Origin of the sequence: Thalassolituus maritimus, from assembly GCF_900156675.1 — a bacterium.
Lineage (GTDB): Bacteria > Pseudomonadota > Gammaproteobacteria > Pseudomonadales > Oceanobacteraceae > Thalassolituus > Thalassolituus maritimus.
On sequence record NZ_FTOH01000007.1, the window covers coordinates 231,687 to 255,136 of the forward strand.

General features: G+C 51.8%; 24 protein-coding genes, 1 pseudogene and 1 riboswitch. Of the genes and pseudogenes, 15 read left to right on the forward strand and 10 right to left on the reverse strand.

All coding sequences use genetic code 11. From position 1 onward, the window contains the following. Positions 1-3 precede the first annotated feature (3 nt). The 10 genes from BW941_RS12765 to BW941_RS12810 all read left to right on the forward strand — a co-directional run bounded on the left by BW941_RS12765 (position 4) and on the right by BW941_RS12810 (position 12,204). Positions 4-1,719 (forward strand): GspE/PulE family protein, encoded by a 1,716-nt coding sequence (locus BW941_RS12765; protein ID WP_076516638.1) that lies wholly within the window; start codon positions 4-6, stop codon positions 1,717-1,719. After that, the gene (locus BW941_RS12770; RefSeq protein ID WP_076516640.1) at positions 1,719-2,936 is read left to right on the forward strand and encodes a type II secretion system F family protein; all 1,218 of its coding nucleotides are present in this window, start codon (positions 1,719-1,721) and stop codon (positions 2,934-2,936) included. The genes BW941_RS12765 and BW941_RS12770 overlap by 1 nt, the downstream gene beginning before the upstream one ends. A gap of 101 nt (positions 2,937-3,037) precedes the next feature. Beyond that, positions 3,038-3,541, forward strand: coding sequence for a hypothetical protein (locus BW941_RS12775; RefSeq protein WP_076516643.1), 504 nt, complete (start codon positions 3,038-3,040; stop codon positions 3,539-3,541). 17 nt (positions 3,542-3,558) lie between these two features. Next, complete coding sequence (locus BW941_RS12780) at positions 3,559-4,026, forward strand: prepilin-type N-terminal cleavage/methylation domain-containing protein (protein WP_076516645.1); 468 nt, start codon at positions 3,559-3,561, stop codon at positions 4,024-4,026. A 7-nt stretch (positions 4,027-4,033) separates the two neighbouring features. Next, entirely contained in the window at positions 4,034-4,498 is a 465-nt protein-coding gene (locus BW941_RS12785; RefSeq protein ID WP_076516647.1) for a pilus assembly FimT family protein, read from the forward strand. 15 nt (positions 4,499-4,513) lie between these two features. Further along, a complete protein-coding gene (locus BW941_RS12790; RefSeq protein ID WP_076516649.1) occupies positions 4,514-4,999 on the forward strand; it encodes a type IV pilus modification PilV family protein in 486 nt (161 codons plus the stop codon). Further along, complete coding sequence (locus tag BW941_RS12795; RefSeq protein WP_084188922.1) at positions 4,999-5,826, forward strand: type II secretion system protein; 828 nt, start codon at positions 4,999-5,001, stop codon at positions 5,824-5,826. Before BW941_RS12790 ends, BW941_RS12795 begins: the two co-directional genes overlap by 1 nt. Then, positions 5,816-6,241 carry a hypothetical protein gene (locus BW941_RS12800; RefSeq protein WP_076516652.1) on the forward strand — a complete coding sequence of 142 codons (426 nt, stop codon included), beginning with the start codon at positions 5,816-5,818 and terminating at the stop codon, positions 6,239-6,241. Before BW941_RS12795 ends, BW941_RS12800 begins: the two co-directional genes overlap by 11 nt. Positions 6,242-6,426: 185 nt before the next feature. Beyond that, entirely contained in the window at positions 6,427-9,585 is a 3,159-nt protein-coding gene (locus BW941_RS12805; protein WP_076516654.1) for a DUF6701 domain-containing protein, read from the forward strand. Beyond that, positions 9,586-12,204, forward strand: a complete 2,619-nt coding sequence (locus BW941_RS12810) for a DUF6701 domain-containing protein (RefSeq protein ID WP_076516656.1) — start codon at positions 9,586-9,588, stop codon at positions 12,202-12,204. It abuts the gene before it with no gap. 38 nt (positions 12,205-12,242) lie between these two features. On the opposite strand, the gene glnG is transcribed toward BW941_RS12810, so the two are convergent. Then, on the reverse strand, positions 12,243-13,673 hold the full coding sequence (gene glnG, locus BW941_RS12815; RefSeq protein ID WP_068439358.1) for a nitrogen regulation protein NR(I): 1,431 nt from the start codon (positions 13,671-13,673) through the stop codon (positions 12,243-12,245). Next, positions 13,670-14,752 carry a nitrogen regulation protein NR(II) gene (gene glnL, locus BW941_RS12820; RefSeq protein ID WP_068439361.1) on the reverse strand — a complete coding sequence of 361 codons (1,083 nt, stop codon included), beginning with the start codon at positions 14,750-14,752 and terminating at the stop codon, positions 13,670-13,672. The genes glnG and glnL overlap by 4 nt, the downstream gene beginning before the upstream one ends. A gap of 137 nt (positions 14,753-14,889) precedes the next feature. Here glnL and BW941_RS18125 point away from each other — a divergent pair. After that, a pseudogene (locus tag BW941_RS18125) lies at positions 14,890-14,991 on the forward strand (hypothetical protein); the annotation flags it as partial. 23 nt (positions 14,992-15,014) lie between these two features. Here the strand turns inward: BW941_RS18125 and BW941_RS12825 are convergent. Further along, positions 15,015-15,566, reverse strand: a complete 552-nt coding sequence (locus BW941_RS12825; RefSeq protein WP_175607909.1) for a DUF4124 domain-containing protein — start codon at positions 15,564-15,566, stop codon at positions 15,015-15,017. Between the two features lie 99 nt (positions 15,567-15,665). Between BW941_RS12825 and dtd the strand changes: the two genes are divergently transcribed. Together dtd and BW941_RS12835 are read left to right on the forward strand one after the other, a co-directional pair. Next, complete coding sequence (dtd, locus tag BW941_RS12830; protein WP_068439365.1) at positions 15,666-16,100, forward strand: D-aminoacyl-tRNA deacylase; 435 nt, start codon at positions 15,666-15,668, stop codon at positions 16,098-16,100. Between the two features lie 133 nt (positions 16,101-16,233). After that, positions 16,234-16,611, forward strand: coding sequence for a SirB2 family protein (locus BW941_RS12835; RefSeq protein ID WP_076516658.1), 378 nt, complete (start codon positions 16,234-16,236; stop codon positions 16,609-16,611). 80 nt (positions 16,612-16,691) lie between these two features. Here BW941_RS12835 and BW941_RS12840 read toward each other — a convergent pair whose 3' ends face one another. The 3 genes from BW941_RS12840 to BW941_RS12850 form a co-directional block, all read right to left on the reverse strand. Beyond that, a complete protein-coding gene (locus BW941_RS12840; RefSeq protein WP_076516660.1) occupies positions 16,692-18,320 on the reverse strand; it encodes a methyl-accepting chemotaxis protein in 1,629 nt (542 codons plus the stop codon). Positions 18,321-18,418: 98 nt separating this feature from the next. Next, positions 18,419-19,078 carry a 2OG-Fe(II) oxygenase gene (locus tag BW941_RS12845; RefSeq protein ID WP_245820104.1) on the reverse strand — a complete coding sequence of 220 codons (660 nt, stop codon included), beginning with the start codon at positions 19,076-19,078 and terminating at the stop codon, positions 18,419-18,421. Positions 19,079-19,166: 88 nt separating this feature from the next. After that, positions 19,167-19,760, reverse strand: a complete 594-nt coding sequence (locus BW941_RS12850; RefSeq protein WP_076516664.1) for a TMEM165/GDT1 family protein — start codon at positions 19,758-19,760, stop codon at positions 19,167-19,169. 81 nt (positions 19,761-19,841) lie between these two features. After that, positions 19,842-19,957, reverse strand: a riboswitch (yybP-ykoY riboswitch). Between the two features lie 117 nt (positions 19,958-20,074). Between BW941_RS12850 and BW941_RS12855 the strand changes: the two genes are divergently transcribed. Together BW941_RS12855 and BW941_RS12860 are read left to right on the forward strand one after the other, a co-directional pair. Then, the gene (locus BW941_RS12855; RefSeq protein ID WP_084188926.1) at positions 20,075-21,136 is read left to right on the forward strand and encodes a zinc-binding metallopeptidase family protein; all 1,062 of its coding nucleotides are present in this window, start codon (positions 20,075-20,077) and stop codon (positions 21,134-21,136) included. 32 nt (positions 21,137-21,168) lie between these two features. Then, positions 21,169-21,516: a hypothetical protein gene (locus BW941_RS12860; RefSeq protein ID WP_068439377.1), complete on the forward strand. Its 348-nt coding sequence runs from the start codon at positions 21,169-21,171 to the stop codon at positions 21,514-21,516. On the opposite strand, the gene BW941_RS12865 is transcribed toward BW941_RS12860, so the two are convergent. The 4 genes from BW941_RS12865 to BW941_RS12880 all read right to left on the reverse strand — a co-directional run bounded on the left by BW941_RS12865 (position 21,513) and on the right by BW941_RS12880 (position 23,450). Further along, complete coding sequence (locus BW941_RS12865) at positions 21,513-21,893, reverse strand: peptidylprolyl isomerase (protein ID WP_076516668.1); 381 nt, start codon at positions 21,891-21,893, stop codon at positions 21,513-21,515. The two genes, BW941_RS12860 and BW941_RS12865, sit on opposite strands and share 4 nt — an antisense overlap. Before the next feature lie 103 nt (positions 21,894-21,996). Beyond that, positions 21,997-22,509: a paraquat-inducible protein A gene (locus BW941_RS12870; RefSeq protein WP_076516670.1), complete on the reverse strand. Its 513-nt coding sequence runs from the start codon at positions 22,507-22,509 to the stop codon at positions 21,997-21,999. Further along, a complete protein-coding gene (locus tag BW941_RS12875; protein WP_068439383.1) occupies positions 22,506-22,859 on the reverse strand; it encodes a HopJ type III effector protein in 354 nt (117 codons plus the stop codon). The genes BW941_RS12870 and BW941_RS12875 overlap by 4 nt, the downstream gene beginning before the upstream one ends. 102 nt (positions 22,860-22,961) lie before the next feature. Then, a complete protein-coding gene (locus BW941_RS12880; protein WP_217693599.1) occupies positions 22,962-23,450 on the reverse strand; it encodes an NlpC/P60 family protein in 489 nt (162 codons plus the stop codon).

A 23,450-nucleotide genomic window follows, 5' to 3' on the forward strand; every position in this document is an offset into this window, starting at 1 on the left:
AACATGGAAGCAAGATTACGTCGTAAGGTTCGTGTCGGCGATCTGCTACTTGAAAAGCAGTTAATCGATCAGAAACAGTTGCAGATGGCACTGGTAGAGCAGAAGCGTACCGGTAAAAAACTGGGTAAAGCGATCACGGATCTCGGTTTCGTTTCCGAGATTAAATTACTTTCGATTCTGTCTGATTATTTTGGTTATCCATTTATCGATCTGTCGCGTTTTCGTCTGGATAACGCGCTGATTCAGCAGTTACCTGAGACTCAGGCCCGTCGTTACCGTTGTCTGTTGTTGTCTGAAGAGCCTGGCGGCTTGATGGTAGGTATGGCAGACCCGACCGACCTTATGGTGATTGATGATCTGCAGCGAATCCTCAAAAAGCCGGTACTGCCCGCATTTGTTCAGGAAGATGAACTGCTCTCTATTCTCGACAACGTCTATCGTCGACAGGAACAGATGGCCTCGATTGCGGGTGAGCTCGCAGGTGAATTACAGAGCAGCGACTTCGATATCAATGCCATTGTTTCAAGCTCTGATACGTCAGAGGCTCCTGTCGTACGTTTGTTGCAGAGTCTGTTTGAAGACGCCGTACAGGTAAAAGCATCGGACGTGCATATTGAACCGGAAGAGAGTCAGCTGCGGATTCGTCTGCGTGTCGATGGTGAGCTGCAAGAGCAGATCATGAAAGAGAAACGCGTTGCCTCGGCACTGGTTTCGCGTCTGAAAATTATGTCGGGCCTGGATATTTCAGAAAAACGTTTACCGCAGGACGGTCGTTTTAACATCCGCGTACGCAACAAGAATATCGACGTACGTCTGTCGACTATGCCGGTGCAGTTTGGTGAGTCGGTGGTTATGCGTCTGCTTGATCAGAGCGGCGGTATTCTGAGTATGGCGTCATTGGGTATGCGGGATCAGATCCGTAAGCGCTTTGAATACCTGATTACTCGTCCTCATGGGTTGATTCTTGTTACCGGCCCGACGGGTTCAGGTAAAACAACAACGCTTTATGCGGCACTGACTCAGCTGAACCAGGCCGAAAAGAAAATCATCACCGCCGAAGATCCTATCGAGTACAGGCTTCCGCGAATTAATCAGGTCCAGGTAAATACCAAAGTGGGTCTCGAATTTTCGACTGTTCTTCGTGCGGCTCTGCGTCAGGACCCGGATATCGTTCTGATTGGTGAGATGCGTGACCACGAGACGGCAGAGATCGGCTTGCGGGCAGCAATGACAGGTCACATGGTACTCTCGACTCTGCACACCAATGATGCGCAGTCGGCAGCCGCTCGCCTTATGGATATGGGCGTTGATAGCTATTTGGTTGCTTCTTCCCTCAGAGCAGTACTGGCGCAGCGACTGATTAAAAAGCTGTGCCCTCACTGTACACAGAGCTATGAGCCCGATGATCAGGAAAAAGCCTGGTTAGAAACCATGGAGCCGGACAGCTCGTCGCGTCAGTACCTTAATGGGCGCGGTTGTCACCACTGTAATAATACCGGCTATCAGGGGCGTGTCGGTATTTACGAGTTACTGGAGCTCGATGCCAACATGATAGGTGCATTGCGTAAGGGGGATTCTCAAGGATTCTCTGAGGCAGCGCTTAAGTCACCGTATTTCCGGCCACTCGCTATGTCAGCTCTGGACTTTGCGACTGAGGGGGTGACCTCTCTGGATGAAGTCTTCCGCGTTTCTGCGACTCTGGACGGCGAGGAGATCTGATGGCTATCTTTCTCTATCGCGGTCGTGATAACTCGGGAGCGGCGGTAGAGGGCTCCCTACAGGCAGGTAGCCGGGAAGTCGCAGTATCCCAATTGATGCAGCGTGGCATTACCCCGCTAAAAATTCAGCAACAGAAAGCCTTACCGACAAAAGACGGTAAAACAGTCCAGCGTTCACGAAAAATTAAATCAGAAGAACTCGTTCTGTTCACCCGCCAGTTGTATGCACTGACGAAAGCCGGGGTTCCTATCATACGAGCGCTGACCGGGCTGGCCGAGAGTGCCAACAACGATCAACTGCGCACGGTATTGCAGGACATCAGCGAGCAACTGGTCGGTGGTTCTGATCTGGCTTCGGCATTTCGAAGACATCCTAAACTCTTCTCTCCTATTTACGTCAGCATGATCCATATTGGTGAAAGCACCGGTAATCTGGATGACGCTTTGCTGCGCCTGGTCGGGCACCTGGAAATGGAGCGTGAAACTAAAAAGCGTATCAAGTCCGCGTTGCGTTATCCGATCATGGTCGTCAGTGCTATTACGATAGCCATGGTGGTGGTCACCATGTTTGTTATTCCGAGTTTTTCATCGGTTTTTAATAAGTTAGGCGCGGATCTGCCGTTTGCTACTTTGATCCTTATTTCTGTCTCAGAATTTATGCAGAACTGGTGGCACTTATTGCTGGCAGGTCTGGTTGTCGGCGGTGTCGCGTTTCGTCAGTTTATATCTACGGACGAGGGCGCGGTCTGGTGGGATCGCACTAAATTAAATATTCCATTGATTGGCAGCATCTTTGAGCGTATCGCGTTGGCACGTTTCTCACGTTCGTTTTCTATGATGTTAACGGCTGGCGTGCCAATCCTGAATAGCCTGTCTATTGTAGCGGCCAGTGTCGGTAATCGTTTTATCGGGAATGCCGTCAGCGATATGGGGGATGGTGTCCAGCGTGGTGAAGGTCTGACAAATACCGCACAAAGAACTGGCCTGTTTACACCACTTGTACTCCAGATGATGTCAGTGGGCGAAGAAACTGGCTCTGTAGACCGGCTGCTGGATGAAGTGGCCGACTTCTACGAAGAAGAAGTCGATTACGAGCTCAAACAGCTGTCAGACGCGATAGAACCTATTCTGCTCGTCTTTCTTGGGGCTCTGGTACTTCTCCTCGCTCTGGGTGTGTTCCTGCCCGTCTGGGAGCTTAGTGGTGCGGTGTCACGTTAGACACTGACGCCACAAATGTAACAGAAGTTCTTGTAATTCTATATTTGTTTATTTTCGTTAAATCCAGCTTCAAAAATTCAATTGTTGACTAAGGTTTAAGTATGCCAACGACGTTACTGAACGTCGGCGGGAACAGGGGATTTTCCCTCCTCCAGTCGGCGATCGCATTGGCGGTAATGATGGTCGGGATACTGATTCTGGTGCCTCGGATGAACGACATTATCGAAGATGCCTGGCGTGCACATGTTCAGTCGGTAGGTACGTCCCTGCAGACCGGAGTCATGATTTTCCGGAAAGTCTGGATGACCGACAGAAACAGCACCCTGCAGGAAGGGCTTGCCATTAATCAATATGGCTGGCCCGTGCCGCAGGAACCGGGATGGATGCCCGGGGCGGGAGTAACTACGACACTGAGTTGTGAAGCGCTGTGGAATAGTCTTCTGGATATAGAAGTTCCCACACTGACCGCTGGTGATAATGCCAGCGCCGATTTCCGGGTCGAAGTCGTAGAGGGACATTGTCGGTACTACCACAGAGCAAGTGGCGACAGATTTTACATTGACTATAGCTCGGCCGATGGCCGCGTAAGCTGGAATATCCGATAACACACAGGAGTCGGGACATGAAAAAACAAAGAGGTTTTACACTGATCGAACTGATCATGGTAATTGTTATTCTCGGTGTGCTCTCTGCCTTTGCGCTGCCACGGTTTGCCGATTTTGGTCAGGATGCGCGGGTCGCTAGTCTGAATGCGTTGGCGGGTGCCCTGAGAGCCGCAGCCAATATTGCGCATGCGCAGCAGTTGGCGGACGGTGCAACGCCGGGAACGGCAGTGGTTCTTGAAGGTGCCTCCATTGCCATGGTGAATGGTTACCCTCAGGCTGTTCAGGCGGGTATCACCGATGCTGCTCAAGTGGCGGGTGACTACCAGATTGCCCATGGTGCTGCCGCCGGTGGCGAAGAGGCTGTCTATACACTGACAACTGGCGCCGGTTGTACTGTGACTTATACCGCTGCAACCGCTGCAACGGATAACGTAAACCCGATCACCGCAGCGCCGCAGGTGGTTGTTAATCCGAACGGCTGCTGAGGCTGACTTGATCCGCCAGCAAGGCTTCACACTGGTTGAGATGATAATGGTGATCACCCTGATCGCCATTATCTCAATCGGCGCAAGCAGCCTTTTCCTGAATACCGATCGCTACACCACAATCGCAGCGCGTGAACAACTGGTCACGGTTGCGGTACTGGCCCAAAGAAGGGCCCTGGCAAATGCAGTGGCGGCAACTCCGGTCAATCTCACGGTTTCTCAGACCAGCTCTGATTGGCTTTTCACTGTTTCGCAGGGGACAACCAGCTTTGGCACGCGGGAAGCTCCGCGCGCAGGGGCAGCGCTGGCCATTAACGGTGCTACTCTGGCTAACGGTGGCAGCACAACGATTAATTTTGATATCAATGCAGAAACCGGCGCTGCGAATCAGTTTGTTTTTTCCGCTGGGAATTCTCACTCACTCTGTATTTCTGCCAGTGGTTTCGCCTATATCGGCAACTGCCAGCCCTGAAGGAGGCACGCACTTATGCTAAGAATGCGCGGCATGTCTCTGGTCGAAATGGTCATTACTATCGTCATTATTTCTGTCGCCTTAGTTGGTTCTCTGCGGGCGTTCAGTGTTCTTACCGGGCGATCTGCTGACGTTCTTATTCAGACCCGCTCCGTCGATCTGGCTCAGCTTTATTTTGATGAAATACTGTCGCGTCGCTATGACGAGGCCACAGGGACGAATGGTGTTCCTGCCTACACTGGGGCGTGCCGGATTACTAATGACGGCGAAAGCCGTGACAATTACGATGACGTCGATGATTACGATGCCGTCACCAACGAATCCCCGGATACGATGGACGCCTCTCTTGCAACGGATTACAGCGGCTACACGGTCTCTATCAACGTAGTCTGTGATGACTCTATTGGTGTGAACACCGGTGGCGCTAAGCGTATAGAAATCACGATTGACGACCCGACCGGCGATACCTCGGTATTCTCTATGTATAAGGGGAATTACTGATGGTAACAAAAGCGATGACCTTAACTGATCTGCGGCGTCAGTCTGGATTTACCCTGGTTGAGCTGGTGATGACATTGGTGGTGGCTGCGGTGTTGGGCATCATGTCGGTTCAGTTTATCCGCTCTACCAGTGAAGGTTTTATCTCAAGCAACGGTCGTGAACAATTAGCGGCGGCTGGCTATGTCGTTAACGAACAGATCAGCCGCGGATTGCGCGACGCTCTACCGGGCAGTATCCGTACAACCGCTGACGGACTGTGCGTTGAATATATGCCTGTAGTCGCCGCTTCGATGTACACCGATTTATCGGTTAATTCGGCAGTTACCTCATTCCGTGCCGCACCATATTCTGTATCCGACGGTGCGAGTGGTTACGTATCTGTTTATCCTATCGGGTCGGCTAACCTGTACGCCCAGAATGATCCGGGACCTCTGACGCCGGATATCGGCTCAGTGCCCGCGGGGACAACCGAGGTTGATGTCACGCTTGCGAGCTCTCATACCTTCCCATCAGATTCGCCGGAGCGTCGCTACTATTTAACGTCTGCGCCTGAAGCCGTCTGTCAGGATGGAGCCTATCTCTATCGTTACCGCAACTACGGCTTTATCAGTGACGTCGCTAACCTAAAGGCAGCCTTACCTACCAATCGGGCTGGCGGTCGCACCGTTCTGGCATTTCCACTTCAGGCAGGATCCATGACATTTCGCTTTCAGAATCCAACGCTGGCGCGAAGTGGCCTGGTGGCATTTGAGTACGTGCTGCAACACCCGACAACAGGCGAGACGCTTTCCATGGGGCAGCAGGTGAGGGTTGTTAATGTTCCCTGATGATGTGAAACGGATAGCTCTATCCCCGCAGCGCGGCTTTGGTCTGCCAATGGCGCTGTTTGTTATTACTGTGCTTGCTGTGATCGTCACGGTAATGGGGTCTATGCAGACGACCAGTGGTCAGTCGAGTGTGCTTCATATTCAGGGGAAGCGCGCTTTTTACGCTGCTGAATCAGGTACCGAAGCGGCTCTTAATGTACTGCTGCCTCCGGATGGTTCTCCCGGGCGAGCCTGTGCAACTTCCCCATTTTTTACTGCGACTTTTACTGCTCCTGGTCTGCGCGGATGCAGTGTTTCCGTCAGTTGTGTTCAGATGACCGTCGATGGCGAGGATCTCTATACCCTGATATCGCAGGGTTCTTGTGGCACCGGACTTGATCAGGCGTCACGAACGCTAGAAGTTCGGGCTCGGTAGTGTTTCCCGCCTATAGCTAGATTGCCGTTACATAGCGCTGTGATTACGAGGTTAATACAGTCCATCGTGACGTTTTGTGAAAGAATAGAAAAAGCCAAACTGAAGAATATCATTTAGTTATATCGGGAAGGTTTAGCAAGGTGCTGCAGGTTTTGCCGTAACCAAAGGTTAGCTGGAAGAATATTATGCTGAAATATGCGCTGCTGTCTTTATTGTTTACCTCCATGAGTGCCATGGCTCGCATCGATTTATGGTCGGACGACTTCGAGCGGAGCAATCTGAACGGCGGTCCTCAGAAGTACACAGTAACGCCTATTGGTTCTCGTGGTGAGGCGGGCATTGGAACTTACATCGCAAACTCCGGTTCCCGCAGCATGTTTATTTGTTGCGATGAGGTTTACGTTACTTCAGATCCAATGGACCTGAGTGCTTCGAATTACGCAGAAGTTAATTTCTGGTTAAGAAGCGGTTCTGATAACTACAGTGAATGGCCTTCAAGCAGTGATGATCTCCGCCTGGATGTTTTGCTGGATAATGGCAGCTGGCAGGCTTTGCAGTTATGGGAAGGTGGCGGCTCGTCAGGAGGGGATACCTACAACGTTTATGCCAGAATTCCTGTTGCAGGCTTACACAGTAATTTCCGTTTTCGTTTTTACCAGGCTGACGGCTCAGGAAGCTCTTTTACCCGTCGGGACTTCTGGCATATTGATGACCTGAAGGTGACCGATTTTGAAGTGGGCACCACTCGCTATCCACTTTTCGAAGATCAGTTTGAACGCAATTTCCTCTTGTCACCACCTCCCGGCGGAACATTACCTGATTGGTACGTCATCATTTTCGACGGTAATTTTACATCGCAAATCAGTAATCACACCGCTGAAACTGGCACCCGTAGCATGTTTACCTGCTGCGGTGAGCGAACCACGACCACACGTAGCATCGATTTGTCCGGAGAGACGTTTGTCGAACTGGAGTATTGGATTCGCTACGGCGATGATAACTTCAGTGGTACGGATGCAATCACACTAGGGAATTACGACAGTGAAGACCCATCAGCGGCTGAATTGTATGTGCAGATTTATTTACCTGATGGCACGTGGCGTACGATCGATTTCCATGATCCGTCGGCATCCAATTCTGGGGAAATTTATCGGTATGAGGCGCGGGTTCCTGATGATGCTTTACACAGTAATTTCAGGCTCAGATTTTATCAGGCAGACGGCACGACCTCTTTGTTTCGACGCTATGATTTTTATCATATTGATAATGTCTACGTAGGTACACGCGACGATACCTCATCGGCGGTTCATCACTTCCGCTTATCTTACAATTCGGCCGCCCTGACCTGTAATCCGCAGGACGTAACAATTCAGGTATGTGAGGACGCCTCCTGTTCGGGTCTTTATACAGACCCCGTCGATATCGTCTTATCCCCGACAGGGTGGGTTGGTGGAAATGCCGTCACGATAACGGGGGGGAGTGGCGTTGCTTCACTGGCCCGTACCACAGCTGGAACCGTTGATCTGGATGTCGTTTCTTCAATCCCGTTGATGACAGGCTCCAATAATCGTTGCTCTATTGATGGCGGCCCCTATACGCCGTCTTGTTCTCTGACCTTTGCTGACTCGGGTTTTCTGGTCGACGTACCGGATATTATTGCGGGTAAGGGCACGGCTGCAGCGACGATACAGGCAGTACGTAAAAGTGATAACGCACCACAATGCGTACCTGCCTTTGCCAACGTCACTAAAAATGTGGACTTCTGGACCAGCTACGATATTCCGGCCTCGGGCTCGATGGTGACAAGTATGGGCGGCGTAGCGGTATCAGGAAATAATCTATTGCCGACAACGCTGTCGCTGAATTTCGATAGTAATGGTGAGGCGGTATTGCCTTCATTGAATTATTACGATGCCGGCCAGAAGTCACTCTACGCCCGCTACGTAGGCACGGGTGCTGATCTCGGTCTGATTATGGAAGGAAGCGACCCTTATATTGCACGCCCAGCCGGGTTGTGCGTGGATACGGGCAGTAGTTGCACATCAGGGGCAGCAACGTGTGGAGTCTTTGGCACCGCGGGAGCTCCTTTCCCCGTTAGTATCACTGCGGTTGCATGGGAGTCAGATTCAGATAGTGATTTCTGTAGCGACAACAGCGGGACGCCAAATTACAACTCCGGTGGCAATATTACGCTGAGTTCCAACCTCTTGGCGCCTATTCCAGGTAACCCCGGTGTTACAGAACCGATGGAGTATAATCATTTATCGTCTAATGGAACTGGCGGCGAGAATGTCGTTTCGATGACGCAAAGTGAGGTGGGCGTTTTCACCTTCAGTGCGACTCCACCTCTTTACCTGGGCGCGGCCTTAGGGTCGACATCAAGCACAACACCAGTGACTTATACCAGTCAGCCAACCGGCCGCTTCATACCCGATCACTTCGAAGTCTCGGCCAGTGATGTCGGTGAGTTTTCTCCTGCCTGTCCGACGGGAAATACCTATACAGGTCAGTCATTCGACTGGTTAATTGCTCCTACAATCGCTATTACTGCGTTTAATGGGGCGAGCCCTAAGGCAGTGACTGAGAATTATACTCACGACGATTTCCGTCGCCTGGCAGCGGCAAACGTCGCAGATAATATTACCTATCCCACAGAGGACAACGCGACGGATGGTAACGATGGCAGCCGGATGCAGCTCTCTGGAGTGCCTGACACACAGTTTAATGACGGATCAATAAGTGTCTCGGGAGCAGGGCAAATGGAATATGTATTCTCGGCAGCGGATAGCCTCGCCTATTTGCGCAACAGCGCTGCTGAAATAAATACATTCAGTCCTGACCTGGTCTTTGAAATTGGCTCGGCTATCTCTGATGGTGAGGCGAATGTAAACAACACGGTCAACTTCACACCCGATGGAAGCTCTGTTGATGTCCGCTTCGGCAGGATGATAGTTGAAGACAGTTACGGCCCTGAAAACAGTAATTTGACGTTGCCCATGTCTATGGAATATTTCGCTGATGGTGAATACGTCCTTAATACCTTTGATTCATGTTCGACCTGGAACAGTGCTAACGCCAGTGTGGATAGCTTAAGCTCGATCCTGCCGGGGTCAGGGGCAGTGTCTTCGGGCACGACGGGTAGCAATGGTCTGGAATTAGCAGCGCCCACCACCGTAGCAGGGACTCCTGACACAGGTGATGCCACCGTGACCTACGATGCACCCTTCTGGCTGGAGGGTGATTTTAATGGTGATGGAAACTTCAACAACGATCCATCCGCAACGTCGACTTTCGGCGTTTATCGTGGTCACGAGCGGGTTATCTACAAAAAAGAGTTGAGATAAATGCGCCTACGTAAAAAGCAGGTTCGTGTGCGGCCCAGAGTCTGGGTTATTTCAGTATTGTTTTATCTATGCGCTTCATCGGCTGCTGCACTTCCTGTGCTGTTTAGCTTGCTCAATAGTGCCGTTGTCGGTGTAGACTGGATTGCCAGTAATACTTCCCGGGTGGTGATTAATTCACTGGGCGAACTCAATCTTCGTAATGGTTATGTCGAAGTCGAGTCACCGGTATTTGATTTCTCTGAAGCAGATTCTGTTGATATTAATTTCGATGTTTACGTACCATTTAGCGTGGGATTTGGGCTTATAGGTACGGCACCTAACCCGGGAGAAGATCTGGTCGTTCAGTATCGGCGCAGCAACGGCGGTTGGCAGACACTGACGACCTTCGTTGCAGACAACGGCTTTCTTGGGCTGCTCTCAATAGGGGATAACTATTCCTATTCAGCGTCGCTACCTGCGAACGCTTACCATGATAATTTCCAGCTACGTTATGTCATGACCGGCGGCGGGATCACTTTCTTCGATCTTCTCGGTGATAACTGGTACGTCAGTGATATTGAGATCACAGCGGATCTACCACCGGCAGGTCCGGATCATTTCCGGTTGTCCTATGCGTCTGACGCGTTAACCTGCAAGCCTCAAACCGTCGATATTCTGGCGTGTGCCGACAGCGCTTGCTCTAGCCTGTACACCGACGATGTGAATATAGCCTTGTTGCCCGCCGGTTGGGTCGGCGGTAACACGCGAACGCTGTCGGGGGGGAGTGGCAGCTTTGAGTTACGCCAGACGGTCCCAGGCACAACTGTAGTTGGAATCTCATCATCGTCACCTGCGAAAGTTGGCGGAAGCAATCTCTGCTCGGTGGACGGCGGCAGCGTATCTGTGACGTGTAACCTGGCGTTTGCCGATGCGGGTTTTGTAGTCAGTGTTCCTGATTTTATATCCGCGAAAGGACCCGCTTCGGCGACTATACAGGCAGTCAGAAAGAGTGATAACTCACCTGAGTGTGTGCCGGCTTTCGCAAACGTATCGAAGGATGTGGATTTATATTCCCGTTACGACGCGCCTGCTTCTGGCAGTAAAGCTGTGCAAGTCGCAGGCGTTGATGTGTCCACTTCACCTGTAAGCCCAACAAGCCTCTCTCTTGCCTTTGATGCTTCCGGCACCGCCTCGCTGATGTCCTTTAACTACGACGACGCCGGGCAGAAAACACTGTTTGCCAGTTATACCGGAAGTGGTGCTGATGCTGGACTGATCCTGAATGGACAAACCAGCTTTGTAGCGCGCCCGGTGGGGCTGTGTATTGATCCAGCTAATGTCTGTAACGAGCCTTATGAAGACTGCCCAGTGTTTGCGCTCGCAGGTGCGGCATTCCCGGTTAATATTCGTGCGGTCGCCTGGGAAGCAGATAGCGACAGTGATTTCTGTTTGGATAACATCACGACACCAAATTACAGCTCAGGATCGCCGATTACTTTGTCTTCAACCGTTGTCGCACCAGCCGCCGGACAAAATGGCACACTAGAACCCGCTGAATATATTCACCCTGCGAGCGTCAGCGGCGTTTCGAGTATTAATCTTACGCAAGGAGAAAGCGGTGTATTTACTCTAAATGCAACGCCGCCTTTGTATTTTGGCGCAGCGCTCGGCACCTTGTCTGATACCAATTTAGCCACCTTCTCAAGTGCGCCGCTGGGGCGGTTTGTTCCCGCGTATTTTGAGGTGAGTGTGGCAGACTCTGGCGTATTTTCTGGCGCTTGTAGTACTGGAAATAGCTATACCGGGCAATCTTTCTCATGGCTGGTGGCACCGGCAATCATTGTTTCTGCCTACAACGCAGCGGCCGATGTTGAGATTACTCAGAATTATACTGACACTGCTTTTATGCGTTTATCGGCCGGTGACGTATTTAACGGAGTTTCATTCCCGTCAGTCGACCAGAGTGTTGTGGGCAACGATGGCCTGGCGCTCTCTTTGGCTGGTTCTCCTACTACTGATTATCAGGCTGGCTCATTAACGGTAAGTAGCCCTGGGGTAATGGAGTATGTCTTTTCACCACTAGATAACATCGCCTATGTGCGTGATTTAAACGCTGAAATAAATCCTTTTTCTCCGGAGCTGCAATTTACGCTTACCGGTGTCACTGACGGCGAGGCAACTCAGTCTGCCAACGTTGACTTCACACCCGATGGCAGCGGGGTGAGTATGCGCTTTGGCCGTATGCGTTTACAGGATACCTTTGGTGCCGAGACTCACGACCTGACGGTAAGGCTGATTACAGAATATTTTCAAGATGGTCGGTATATACAGAATACAGAGGATGACTGTACCGTCTGGGACAGTGCCAATGCTTCTGTAGACGGCATCAGTCAGATCACTGCCAGCTCTGGTCAGTTAACTGAGGGTAGCAGTGGTAACGAGGGAATTACCTTACTCGCCCCAACACTGGTACCCGGCACACCGGATACAGGTGATGCGTCTCTGAGCTACACTGCCCCGCAGTGGTTACGAGGCGATTACGATGGAGATGGTAGTTTTGAATCGCCCTCATCAACCGTCAGCTTCGGTGTCTTCCGTGGGCATGAACGCATTTTATATCGCAGGGAAATCCGGGAGTAATAGGCTCCCGGTTGTTTTGTCGCGGTCAGCTGAAATAGTCAGTCATCGCCATGATCATCGTCATGATGATCTTCGGTGTCCATCTGCAGCTCTTTGATCTTTCTTGTCAGGGTGTTCCGGCCCCATCCCAGCAGGTTTGCGGCATCGCGACGACGACCCGCGGTATGCTTAAGTGCGGTCTCAATCATAATACGTTCAAAGATAGGAACTGCGGTATCAAGCAGATCCGTCATGCCCGAGGCCAGCTGTTGATCAGCCCAGAAACGCAGATTCTGTTCCCAGTTACCTGAGGTCTGAATATCACTTTTCTGTTCCAGAAGCTCAGGTGGCAGATCTTTTACTAGCACTTCGCGACCAGATGCCATCACAGTGATCCAGCGACAGGTATTCTCGAGTTGGCGGACGTTACCCGGCCAGTCCAGGGTAGACAAAAACTCTTCGGTTTCTGGTCGCAGCGACTTAGTCTCTACTTCAAGCTCTTCGGCTGCGCGTTGCAGGAAGTGCGTCAGAAGTTTCGGGATATCTTCACGACGATCGGCGAGACGAGGCAGGTGGATACGGATAACGTTAAGACGATGGAATAAATCTTCGCGGAATTTCCCGTCTTTTACCAAACCTTCAAGGTCCTGGTGCGTTGCAGCAATAATGCGCACATTCACCTTGACCGGTGTCGTACCACCTACGCGGTAAAACTCACCATCAGCCAGTACACGAAGCAGTCGTGTCTGGGTGTCAGCCGGCATATCACCGATTTCGTCGAGGAATAAGGTGCCACCGTTAGCTTGTTCAAAACGTCCACGACGTTGGCCGCCAGCGCCGGTGAAAGAGCCTTTTTCATGGCCAAAAAGCTCTGATTCAATCAGATCTTTGGGAATTGCAGCCATGTTCAGAGCAATGAAAGGCTCAGGAGCACGAGGGCTATGCTTATGAAGTGCATGAGCGACGAGTTCTTTACCCGTGCCTGATTCACCGTTAATTAAAACAGTAATATTCGATTGCGAGAGACGACCAATGGCGCGGAAAACTTCCTGCATTGCGGGCGCTTCACCGATGATCTCCTGCGTTGGCATCTCAGGTTCAACCGATGGTGCCTGTGCTGAAATTTCAGAGAAGTGATCTATGGCACGTTGAATCAGGCTGACCGCTTCGTCGACATCGAAAGGCTTTGGCAGATATTCAAAGGCACCACTCTGGTACGAGCTGACCGCGCTCTCAAGGTCAGAGTGCGCTGTCATAATGATGACTGGTAAATCAGGATGTGCCTCGTTGGCGTGCTTCAACAGCGTGAGACCATCCATACCCGGCATGCGGATATCCGTAATAATGGCGCTGGGATGCTCTTTTTTCAGTTGATTGAGTGCAGGTTCAGCCTGCTCAAATACTTTGGTATCAATCCCCGCCTGTTGCAGTGCTTTTTCTAAAACCCAGCGGATGGATTTATCGTCATCAATGATCCAGACAGTGCTCATAGTGGTTCCAAAGGCAGATAAATTGAGAATGTGGTGCGTCCGGGCTCGGATTCAAATTCAATGATGCCGTCGCACTGATTAATAATGGATTGTGAGATCGAAAGGCCAAGGCCTGTACCTTCAGGGCGTCCCGTAACCATCGGATAGAAAAGACTCTCCTGAATCTCTTCAGGAATGCCAGGGCCGTTATCAGTAATATCGACACGAACAACGAGGCGGTGACGGTGATGGCCAATCGTAAACTGGCGCATCGATCGGGTTTTCATTGTTAGTGATGGTGGTCGCTCCGGGTTTGGATTTTCCATCATCGCCTGCATCGCGTTGCGGCAGATATTCAGCAGGGCCTGAACCATCTGACCGCGATCCGCTTCCATTTCAGGAATAGACGGGTCGTAATCACGGACGACTTCAATCTGATGTTCAGATTCAACGTCGACGAGCTGGCATACCCTCTCAAGAACTTCGTGAATATTAATTTGTTCGGTCTGAGGCAGAGTACGGGGGCCGAGCATCCGGTCCACGAGGTCACGAAGACGGTCTGCCTCTTCGATAATAATATTGGTGTACTCGGCCAGATCGGCCGTTGGTAATTCACGCTCAAGTAGCTGGGCTGCGCCGCGAATCCCACCGAGTGGGTTCTTAATCTCGTGGGCCAGGCCACGCACCAGGTTACGTGTTGTTTCCTGCTTGGCGATCAGCTGCTCTTCGCGGCTGATGCGCATCAGGCGGTCACGCCCTTGCAGTTCAACCAGCAGACAGGGCAGTCGCGTTTCAGGGTGTGATAACGGACTTACGCTATAGTCCAGAGTCGCCTGCTGCTGGTTATGAAGCTCAATCGTCGCTTCACGTTTGGTATAAGAGTGCCCATTGATCAGAGCATCACGAAAGGCCTGTGTCGCTTCATCAGACTCTCTGGCGAGCATGGTGAACTCAACGCCTCTTCCACGCTGGCCACTGACTTCAAGCAGGGCTTCGGCAGCGGGATTCATGAAAATAATACTCAGATCAGCATCCAGCAGAACAATCCCGGTATTCAGGTGTTCCATCAGGCGTTGATTGAGGTGTGGGCTGGCGAGCATAGCTATCTCCATTTGCACTCAGTTCAGCAATAATTGAGCCAGAAGTGAGTTTTGCACATAAATGGCGCGGAGTCGCTTCTGACATGCTGCGTGAGTGTTCAAATGAAGAAAAACAGCCCCTTTAATGCACCAAATGTGGGCGAGTAGCGGTGTCGGTGAGTCGTTTTGGTGCCCTGTGTCAGTGCTCTGGACCGTATAGAAGGTTTTTTAGCCTTCATCTGATTTTGTCCTGGCTCTGAAAGTAGGCCTTGATGGGGGAGGTTTAGCGAGCCAGGGAAGATGCCCGTTTCACATGAAGAGTAATCGACTGGCTGCTGATGCGCACGTCGCCGTCAGGACCTCTGACTTCCATATGCAGTCGATGTTCGCCGCGGTCCAGATTATCGAGCTGAAAGCTTGTCTGGCTACCGCGAGCGATCTCGATACCTGCATCCAGCAGTACGATGCTGTCTTTCTTCTGCAGCGCTGGTGTCAGCACGCCTGAAATACGGACATCGCCATTTACACCAATGGGCAGGGTAGTGCCGTCAGCCGGAGAGATAATACTCAGGCTGGTATAAGCCGGTGTGACGGGCTCGTCGTCTGATTCTTCAGAAGGACGCTCAGGCTGAGGGACATTAAACGCAGGCATGGATGGAAGCTCCTGAACCACATGGGTTTCTGAGCCGGCGCTTTTGCGGTCGCTGAATACCGGGTTGCCGTCGGCATCCCGGGTAATATACACCTTTGTCTGAGCGGTGGCAGGAAGCGCACTGGAGACTGTAACAACCGCAGTTGCTAAAAGAGTGATCAAGGTGGTCATTGAGTGTCGCATATCCATATCTCCGGGTGCTTAGGCACGTATTTGATCTGAGTATAGAACGCGCTATCCTGCGCCCGCAAACCGCAGCGGTATTTCAGTGGGAGTTTTTCAATGATTGGCTTGATACAAAGAGTGTCTGAGGCAAGTGTTCGTGTCGACGGCGAGGTGATTGGCAGTGCCGGGCGCGGTTTACTGGTATTGCTTGGAGTTCAGAAGGAAGACGACAAAGAGAAGGCTGACCGCCTGTTAGATAAAATTCTGCGCTACCGGGTCTTCCCGGATGATGAGGGGCGCATGAACCGTAGCATCAGCGATATTGATGGTGATCTTCTGGTTGTTTCTCAGTTTACTCTGGCGGCAGATACCCGAAAGGGCACACGCCCCGGATTTTCGGGGGCGGCGGCACCGGACGACGCCAGCGCCTTGTATGAGTACTTCTGCAGCCGTGCCAGTGAGAAGGTAACTACGGGGACCGGACGGTTTGGCGCCGATATGAAGGTCTCTCTGGTAAATGATGGCCCTGTCACCTTCTGGTTGGAAGTCTGAGGTCCGGCCTCACGCTTATTGATATTGATCAAGTATCATTACACCGGTCATCTGCTATGCTTCGCGGCTGTTCTGCCGCCACGTATGCAGACTGGCCCCATTTAAAATAACTAAATACTGAAGGAAATCCGTCATGTACATGGCTCTGAAGCACTCTCATATTGGATTTGTCTACTTATCATTTATTCTCTTCGTCGTCCGCTTTGTGCTGGCTAATTACAAGCCACTGCTGAACAGCAATAAAGCCTTGAACATTGCTACACATGGCATCAATACTTTGCTTCTTATTACCGCCGGTGCGCTTTGCGTAACCCTCAGCCAATATCCGTTTGAAGCGGCATGGGTTACTGCCAAGTTGCTGGGCCTGATTGCATACGTTGTGCTGGGTGTGATCGCAATTAAGAAAGTAAACGTAAAAGCGTTTGTTCTGGCGCTGGTGGTATTTGTTTATATCTTCGGTGTGGCAAAAGCGCACAGTGCGCTTTCGTGGGTGGGCATCCTGACCGCCTGATCTCTACTTTTGTTTTGATCCATTGGCATAAATAAAGGCAGCCTCGGCTGCCTTTTTTGTGCATCACGCTTATACACATCTCAGACTTTGAAGTTAGAGACGCTCTTGCGCATATCAGAGGTGTTCTGTTCAAGCACATTGACAGAATCGACCAGCTGGCGGGTACTCGCCTGATTCTCCTGGCTCATATTACGTGCTTCTGCCAGGTTCTGGTTGATGTTATTAATGACCGACGTCTGCTCTTCAATGGCTGATGCCACTTGTAATACCTGATCTTTAATCCGTACTAAAGAGCCCGATACTTCGCCAATGTTCGATTCTGAGGCCCGTGCGGTTTCTACAGAACGTTCTGCGGTCTCTTCGCCACCCTGCATACTGTTAACCGCGCGGTTCACACCACTCTGTAGCTTATCGATCATGCTGTTAATGTCTTCGGTCGCCTGCTGGGTCTTGCTGGCCAGACTCCGGACTTCATCAGCAACCACCGCAAAACCACGACCTTGCTCACCCGCGCGGGCTGCCTCAATAGCAGCGTTGAGAGCCAGCAAGTTCGTTTGTTCAGCAATGCCTTTAATGACATCAAGCAGTGAGGCGATCCCTGTGGTTTCCTGTTCCAGTTCGCGGATAACGCCGGCGGATTCACTGACGCTGCTGGCGAGGGCGGCAATATCAGTAACCGCACTGCGGAATTGTTCGGCGATTTCACGGACGTGTTTCTCAGCGTTGGTCGCTTCTTCGGCGACACGGGTCGATGACTGGCTGACCTCGCCAATGGCCTGTTCCATTTCACGGTTAGCGTGAGTCACATGTTCAAGCTCAGCAACAAACTGAGCCGTGGTTTCCTGACTTTTCTGAGCACCTTGTTCGAGCTGTTCTGTGGTCCCGCGTACCTGGGTCGATACTGTCTGTACGTTGGTGACCAGGCTTTGCATCCCCTCAAGGAATTTATTGAAGGTCTTCGCCATTTCACCAATTTCGTCGTTACTTTCAACCGTGAGCCGGCGGGTCAGGTCGCCTTCACCACGTGCCAGTTTATCCAGCGCTGAGGTGGTTCGTTTTATTGGACGAGTGAGTAGTGGCGGCAGGAATACGATAACAGCAACGATAATCGCGACAGAGAGAAGCGTGAGAATCAGTAGGTTCCGGCGAGCGGCCTTATTCAAGGATACGCCTTCAGCATGCAGTGACGCCGCAGATTCAGCCAGGTTTTCACCAACGGTATCCAGAATATCACGGGTGGCCTCAAATTCTTTTTCCAGCGCGCCTGTACTGAGTGCCTCTGCCTGTTCATACGAAATTCGCCCCGAGGTAACGTCCTCTACCATTTTTTCTGATTTAGGACGCCACTTCGCGAAGGCGGCAAGAAACGCTTCGGCCTGAACCCGCGTTTTGTCATTCACTTGCATGTCGATGACAGCATTGAGGCGATCATAGACCTGGTCCAGGTTCTCTTTATGAGATGCCTTCAGGCCTTCGTTGTCGCCGCCGAAAGCCAGAGTGCGTTCAGCAATCTGAGCCTGATACAGATCGCGGTCAGCGTTAAGTACTTTATTCAGAGCTGGGGTGTAGGTACCGTTAATCAGTTCGGATGTAGTGGTTACCCCACTCAGAGTATTTAGCTGTAACACACTGAGGATGATCAGAAGAACGCCAATAACGGCTAAAGGTATACGTAACTTCAGTGTGAGGCTCAGATCGCGCCAGTTCATACGTTTCTCCACAGAACAGGGACTATCCATTGAGGATAGTTCAAGTTAGGCCTGCTGCCAGAGAATTATGTAACCGGTTTACCCGCTGAGCGCCATGGTCATGCGGGTAGGCTGAGAATGTCGCGGCTGTTATTAACGCGGAACCAACCGGCAATGCTGTAGCGATGATTCTTTGCGGGCAGCACTTCGTGGGGAAATTCTTCTGAGAGAAAAATCACCAGACGATTTAACACGGGCTGAACCCTGGTGATCAGCTGATCCTCAGCATCATAAATAGCGAGTTCGCCACCGTCGCCGGGCTGCCAGTTCTCGTTCAGATAATACACAGTACTCAGTACACGGTTTGACTGCCCTTTGAACGCGTCGTAATGCTTTTTATAACCCGCGCCCGGTGGATAGTGAGCAAAGTGACTCTCGTACTCAAACAGCCCGAGCAGCAGCTCCCGGTTAGCGTAGCCACGCAGATGCTCCATAGCCGTGAGCCAACCTGTTTCTGACGCTACGGATCTGTCCAGCCAGTGAATCGAATCCTGGCGGATGCTGCGCGCAATTGTGTGATCATCACGCCGTCCGATGCCTGCCTGCTTAAGGTCCCCGATTCTCTTTATCTCAGCAACCCGTTGCTGCAATGCGTTTGCAAGTGCAGCGGGGAGGGCGTTGTCGATGACAACATAACCATCGCTACGCAGTGCATCCATGATGGTATTCAGCAAAGGAAGGCAACGAGCAGGCACAGCACTGTTAATAACGGCGTTCACGGGCGGGTATCCAAATAAGCGAGGCGCGTTTATACCCGCCGGAAATCACGGCGTACAACGAGAAAACTTTGTCGTAACGATCAGTGAGTCAGCTACTGAAAAGCGTATAGGCCGCCAGACTGAGGAATACGACAGCCGTAAGGCGACGTGCCAGGTCTAACGGTAATCGGTCCATTAACCACTGTCCCCAGATCACTACCGGTGCATTCGCGATTAACATGCCCAGCGTGGTGCCCGCGGTAACCCAGAAAAAACTCTGAAATTCAGCGGCGAGAATCACCGTGGCTATCTGAGTTTTATCTCCGACCTCGGCAATAAAGAACAGCAGCGTAGTGGCGATAAAGGCACCGTACTTAGCGAAGTTATCGTCGTCGTCATCTTCTTTATCCGGAATCAGCACCCAGAGTGCCATCAGGGCAAAGGACCCGGCCAGAATATAGTCGGCGACTCTGCCTGATAGCCAGCTGTCCATATTTTCGCCTAGCCAGATACCTCCCCAGCTTGAGAGTCCGTGATTCAGCAGTGTGGCAAGGAGAATGCCGCCAATGATCGCCCACTTATTGCGGAAACGGGCAACCAGTAGCAGAGATAACAGCTGGGTCTTATCGCCGACTTCAGCGATGGCAACAGCGACGGTAGAGGCAAGAAATGGCGAGGCGCTAAAGGTTGTAATATCAAACATAAAAAATTTTCCGGGCGATGATGAGCACAAGATAACGCCACAGCATCGCCCAGCGACTGTGTCGTTATCTCAGGTCTCATCAATCCCGATGACGGGACGTCTGCACCATGAGCTTGAGGCTCAATTATGTTGATACAGACACCAGAATCAGCAGCCAGAATGGCCGTGACGGCAGATTACTCCCCTAAGAGAGCGCTCATAGTAACATTTTCTTATCTGCACGATAAATAAATCTCGTTTTACCTCGAACGGCACAGGTGCAACTATCTGCGCACCTTAACCATACCAACCAGTACCTACAGAGGCGGACTGCCGTGTTATCTCAATCATTTCGTGATCTTCTGACCATCCTTGCGCGTGCGCCGTCTGTGGTGGGGGCAGAGCATTCGTTTTTCCGGGTATTGCAGCGAGCGCTGGAAGAACGCGGAGCAGATGTGAAATGGTACGAGGGCGTACTGGTGGCGCAGGGTAAGCGCCCGCATTCTTTAATGCTGTCGGCCCACATCGACCGTCATGGCCTGATCTGTACAGGCCCGAACGAGTTTCAGTACGCGGCCTTTGTGTCAGGCGGTCGCTCTGACCTGTTGGGTAATTCTGTTTCTGAAGAACTGATGCAGCTGATTGTTGACCGCATGGGTGACGAGAAGGTTTTTGCTTATGAGCCCTGGTCGGGCATGTACCGTGGCCGTGGCAGCATTCGCCAGACGTACGTGTGCCCGCACCGTAATAACCTGATCTTCGAACTTGAAGGTCTGGAGCATGTGGTTGCTGGCACGCCGGTCGCGTTTCAGGATGACCTGCGCATTACCGATGACAGTGTCACCGGTCAGATGGATAACGTCCTGACGGCGGCCATTCTGGTGTACCTGTTTGAACTGGGATTTGAAGGCACTGCCTTCTTTACCGCGCAGGAAGAGGCCGGTCGTAGCTGGCGATATCTGCTGGAATGGTTCCGTCGCTTTGGTGGCTCAACCAACCAGCTGGTGGTGGTCGACACCAGCCCGTTTCCGGATGTGCCTACTGCGCGTGAGCACACTCTGACGCTGCGTCACCGGGATGCTAACGCGCCCTTCAATGAAGAGCTGACTCAGCAACTGGCCGACACCTGTGAGCGCATGGGTATCAGCTACCAGTTTAAAGACAGCTACATTCAGGCGCAGAACGCAGCACTGGAAGCGCAGGGCGAATCGCCGAAGTCTCTGGGTTCGACAGAAATGGGCCGCATTATTTCGGCATCTGGCGGCCTGGTAGACGGTACGACTCTGCAGATACCGACAACCGGGTATCACACCATGGATGAGAGCGCGTCTGTGGTAGCCTGTGAGGCGTTTATTGATGTGCTGTGTGATCTGGCTGGCATTCAGCCAGACGAGTGATACCGAATGACAGTAGGTACCTGTGAGAGACTATGAGTAAATTACCAACGCCTGATCTTAATGATCAGGCAGATAATTGCCTGCTGATTGCCCGCGGTGATGAAGTATCGCCGCATTGGCTGGTGTACGAAGTGCACCGGGATTTTCTGTCGGCACCGCGCACCTTTGCGGTGTTCCGGTTATGGTCGGAGTACGATTTTGACTGGCTGGGCGATGAATTTACCGAAGGTCTGACCTGCCTGAGCAGCTCAGACCAGCACTGGCGTATCAGTCTGCCACGGCTGCGTTTCGAATGCTGGGGTGAGCTGGAGTTTGTACAGACCTGTTACGGCGCGGCCTCGGCGTCGGAAGCGTTAGTGCGGGCCTTGACCCCGGATTAATCTTCTTCCTGTGGGTCGATTTGTTGTTTTTCGATCTTCTCTTCTTCGTGCTGTGCATCGGTGGCCTGAAGGTCATCGATGCGCTCGCGCAGTTCACCAATCTGACCGGCAGGGCGGATGATATGAAATCCGTAATGCGTCTTCACCGGGCCAATCCATGGGCAGCTGCCATCGTATTCCTGCATGGCCTGAATCATTTCTTCGGGGAGATCGTCCACATCGTGATTTCCGGCAAACCCCTTGTTTGAACCTGATGGGCACGCGGAATGCTCAGCCGCCAGATCTTCAAAGCGAGCACCCAGTGTCAGCTCTTTCAGAATGTCGTCAGCCAGCAACGGGCTTTTAAGGAGAATATGGTTCAGCGGAATGATGGTCACTGGAAGCCTCCGGGATTTAAATCGTTGGCTTCCAGTATAGACGTTATCTGAATAACGTTAGCGGGGCAGGTGGGTTTATATCAGCCCGTCTATTTCAGCGGTTTTATTTGGGTAGCCGATGCTGAGCCAGTAGTTGCCCAGAAATAATCGACAGAATACAGAAACTCAGAAACCACCAGAATCCATCCAACAGGGTTGCCTGCATTTCAGCGGTCGCTTTGGCGGTTAAAAATGCCACCAGAACACCGACGACAAATACATCCACCATTGACCACTTACTGATCGCAGCGACAACGCGCCAGCGCAGATCGCTGGGCCACAACCAGGTGAACAGAGTGACCAGGCCTTTCAATACCGGGATAACCACACTAAAGGTCACGATCAGAAAAGCCACTAACGCGTATCCCTGTTTATTCAGAGACGTCACTGTCTCCCAGATGGAACGGGTTTCGTTGAACAGTTCTGCCTTCAGGCCAAACATATTCACGCTGGCCTTAATCGTCATGATGGGCTCGGTAACCCCAGGCCAGAGCACCACATAGCTGGCAATGGCAAGCAGCAGGCCCAGGCGCTGTGCCCAGGTCGCTTGTTGCAGGCTATTGACCAGACGGTTCATGCCTTCGCCTTCAGCGGAAACTGATCGAAGGTGATGTTATCGGTGCCTTCGCGCAGAACGCGACGCAGGTTGTGGTGGTTATCCACGTCAGGCGTGGCCAGCACATCACGGTAGTGTTCGCCGAACAGGCGCAGAGTGGTTTCTTTATCGAGTTCCAGCAACTGGCTCAGAGCAAAAACCTTAGCGCTGCCCTGATTCTGGTCTGCGCTGTTGATCACGCCACCGTTATTAAACGCCGTCGGTGTGAAGTCGTACCAGCCCTCGATAAACGCAAGTGTCGACGCAAACATATGCTCATCGGTGGTCAGTGAATCCAGAAATTCAGACTTGGCTTTGGCGAAATCGGTCATGAGCGTCCTCAAAATATAGGCTTATAAAAGTAAGAATAAATACGAATTTACGAGAGGCGACAAATTATCAGAAATGCCGCAGGGCTGCTATGTCTGAACAGGCTAGTGTATGGGCACTCGCCGGGCGTGAGTAAAGCGCTTCTTCCAGTAATCGGAGGTCAGATACGAGACCATAACCCCGCGACTGCTCGACACATGCAGAAACTTATCTTGCTCAATGTAGATGCCGACATGTCGGGAGTTCACGCCCGTATCAAAAAATACCAGATCCCCGGAGCGCAACGAGTGTCGCGAGACCGGAACACCCTGGCTGGATTGTTGGCGGGTGCTGCGCGGCAGTTGGATATTAAACTCATCACGAAACGTCACGTACACCAGCCCTGAGCAATCAATCCCACGCTCTGATAAACCACCAAGGCGATGGGGCGTACCCTGCCATTGCTGGTATTCATCGTAGAGACGAGAGCGCACATCCGGATTTTCGAACTGTGCGCTGCTTTGATTGCCCGGGCCAGGTAATGCCTGAAAACCCGAGCAGCCGGCCAGTAGCGTAGAGGCCATTAGCAGGCTGCAATAGAGTCTGGCACTCAC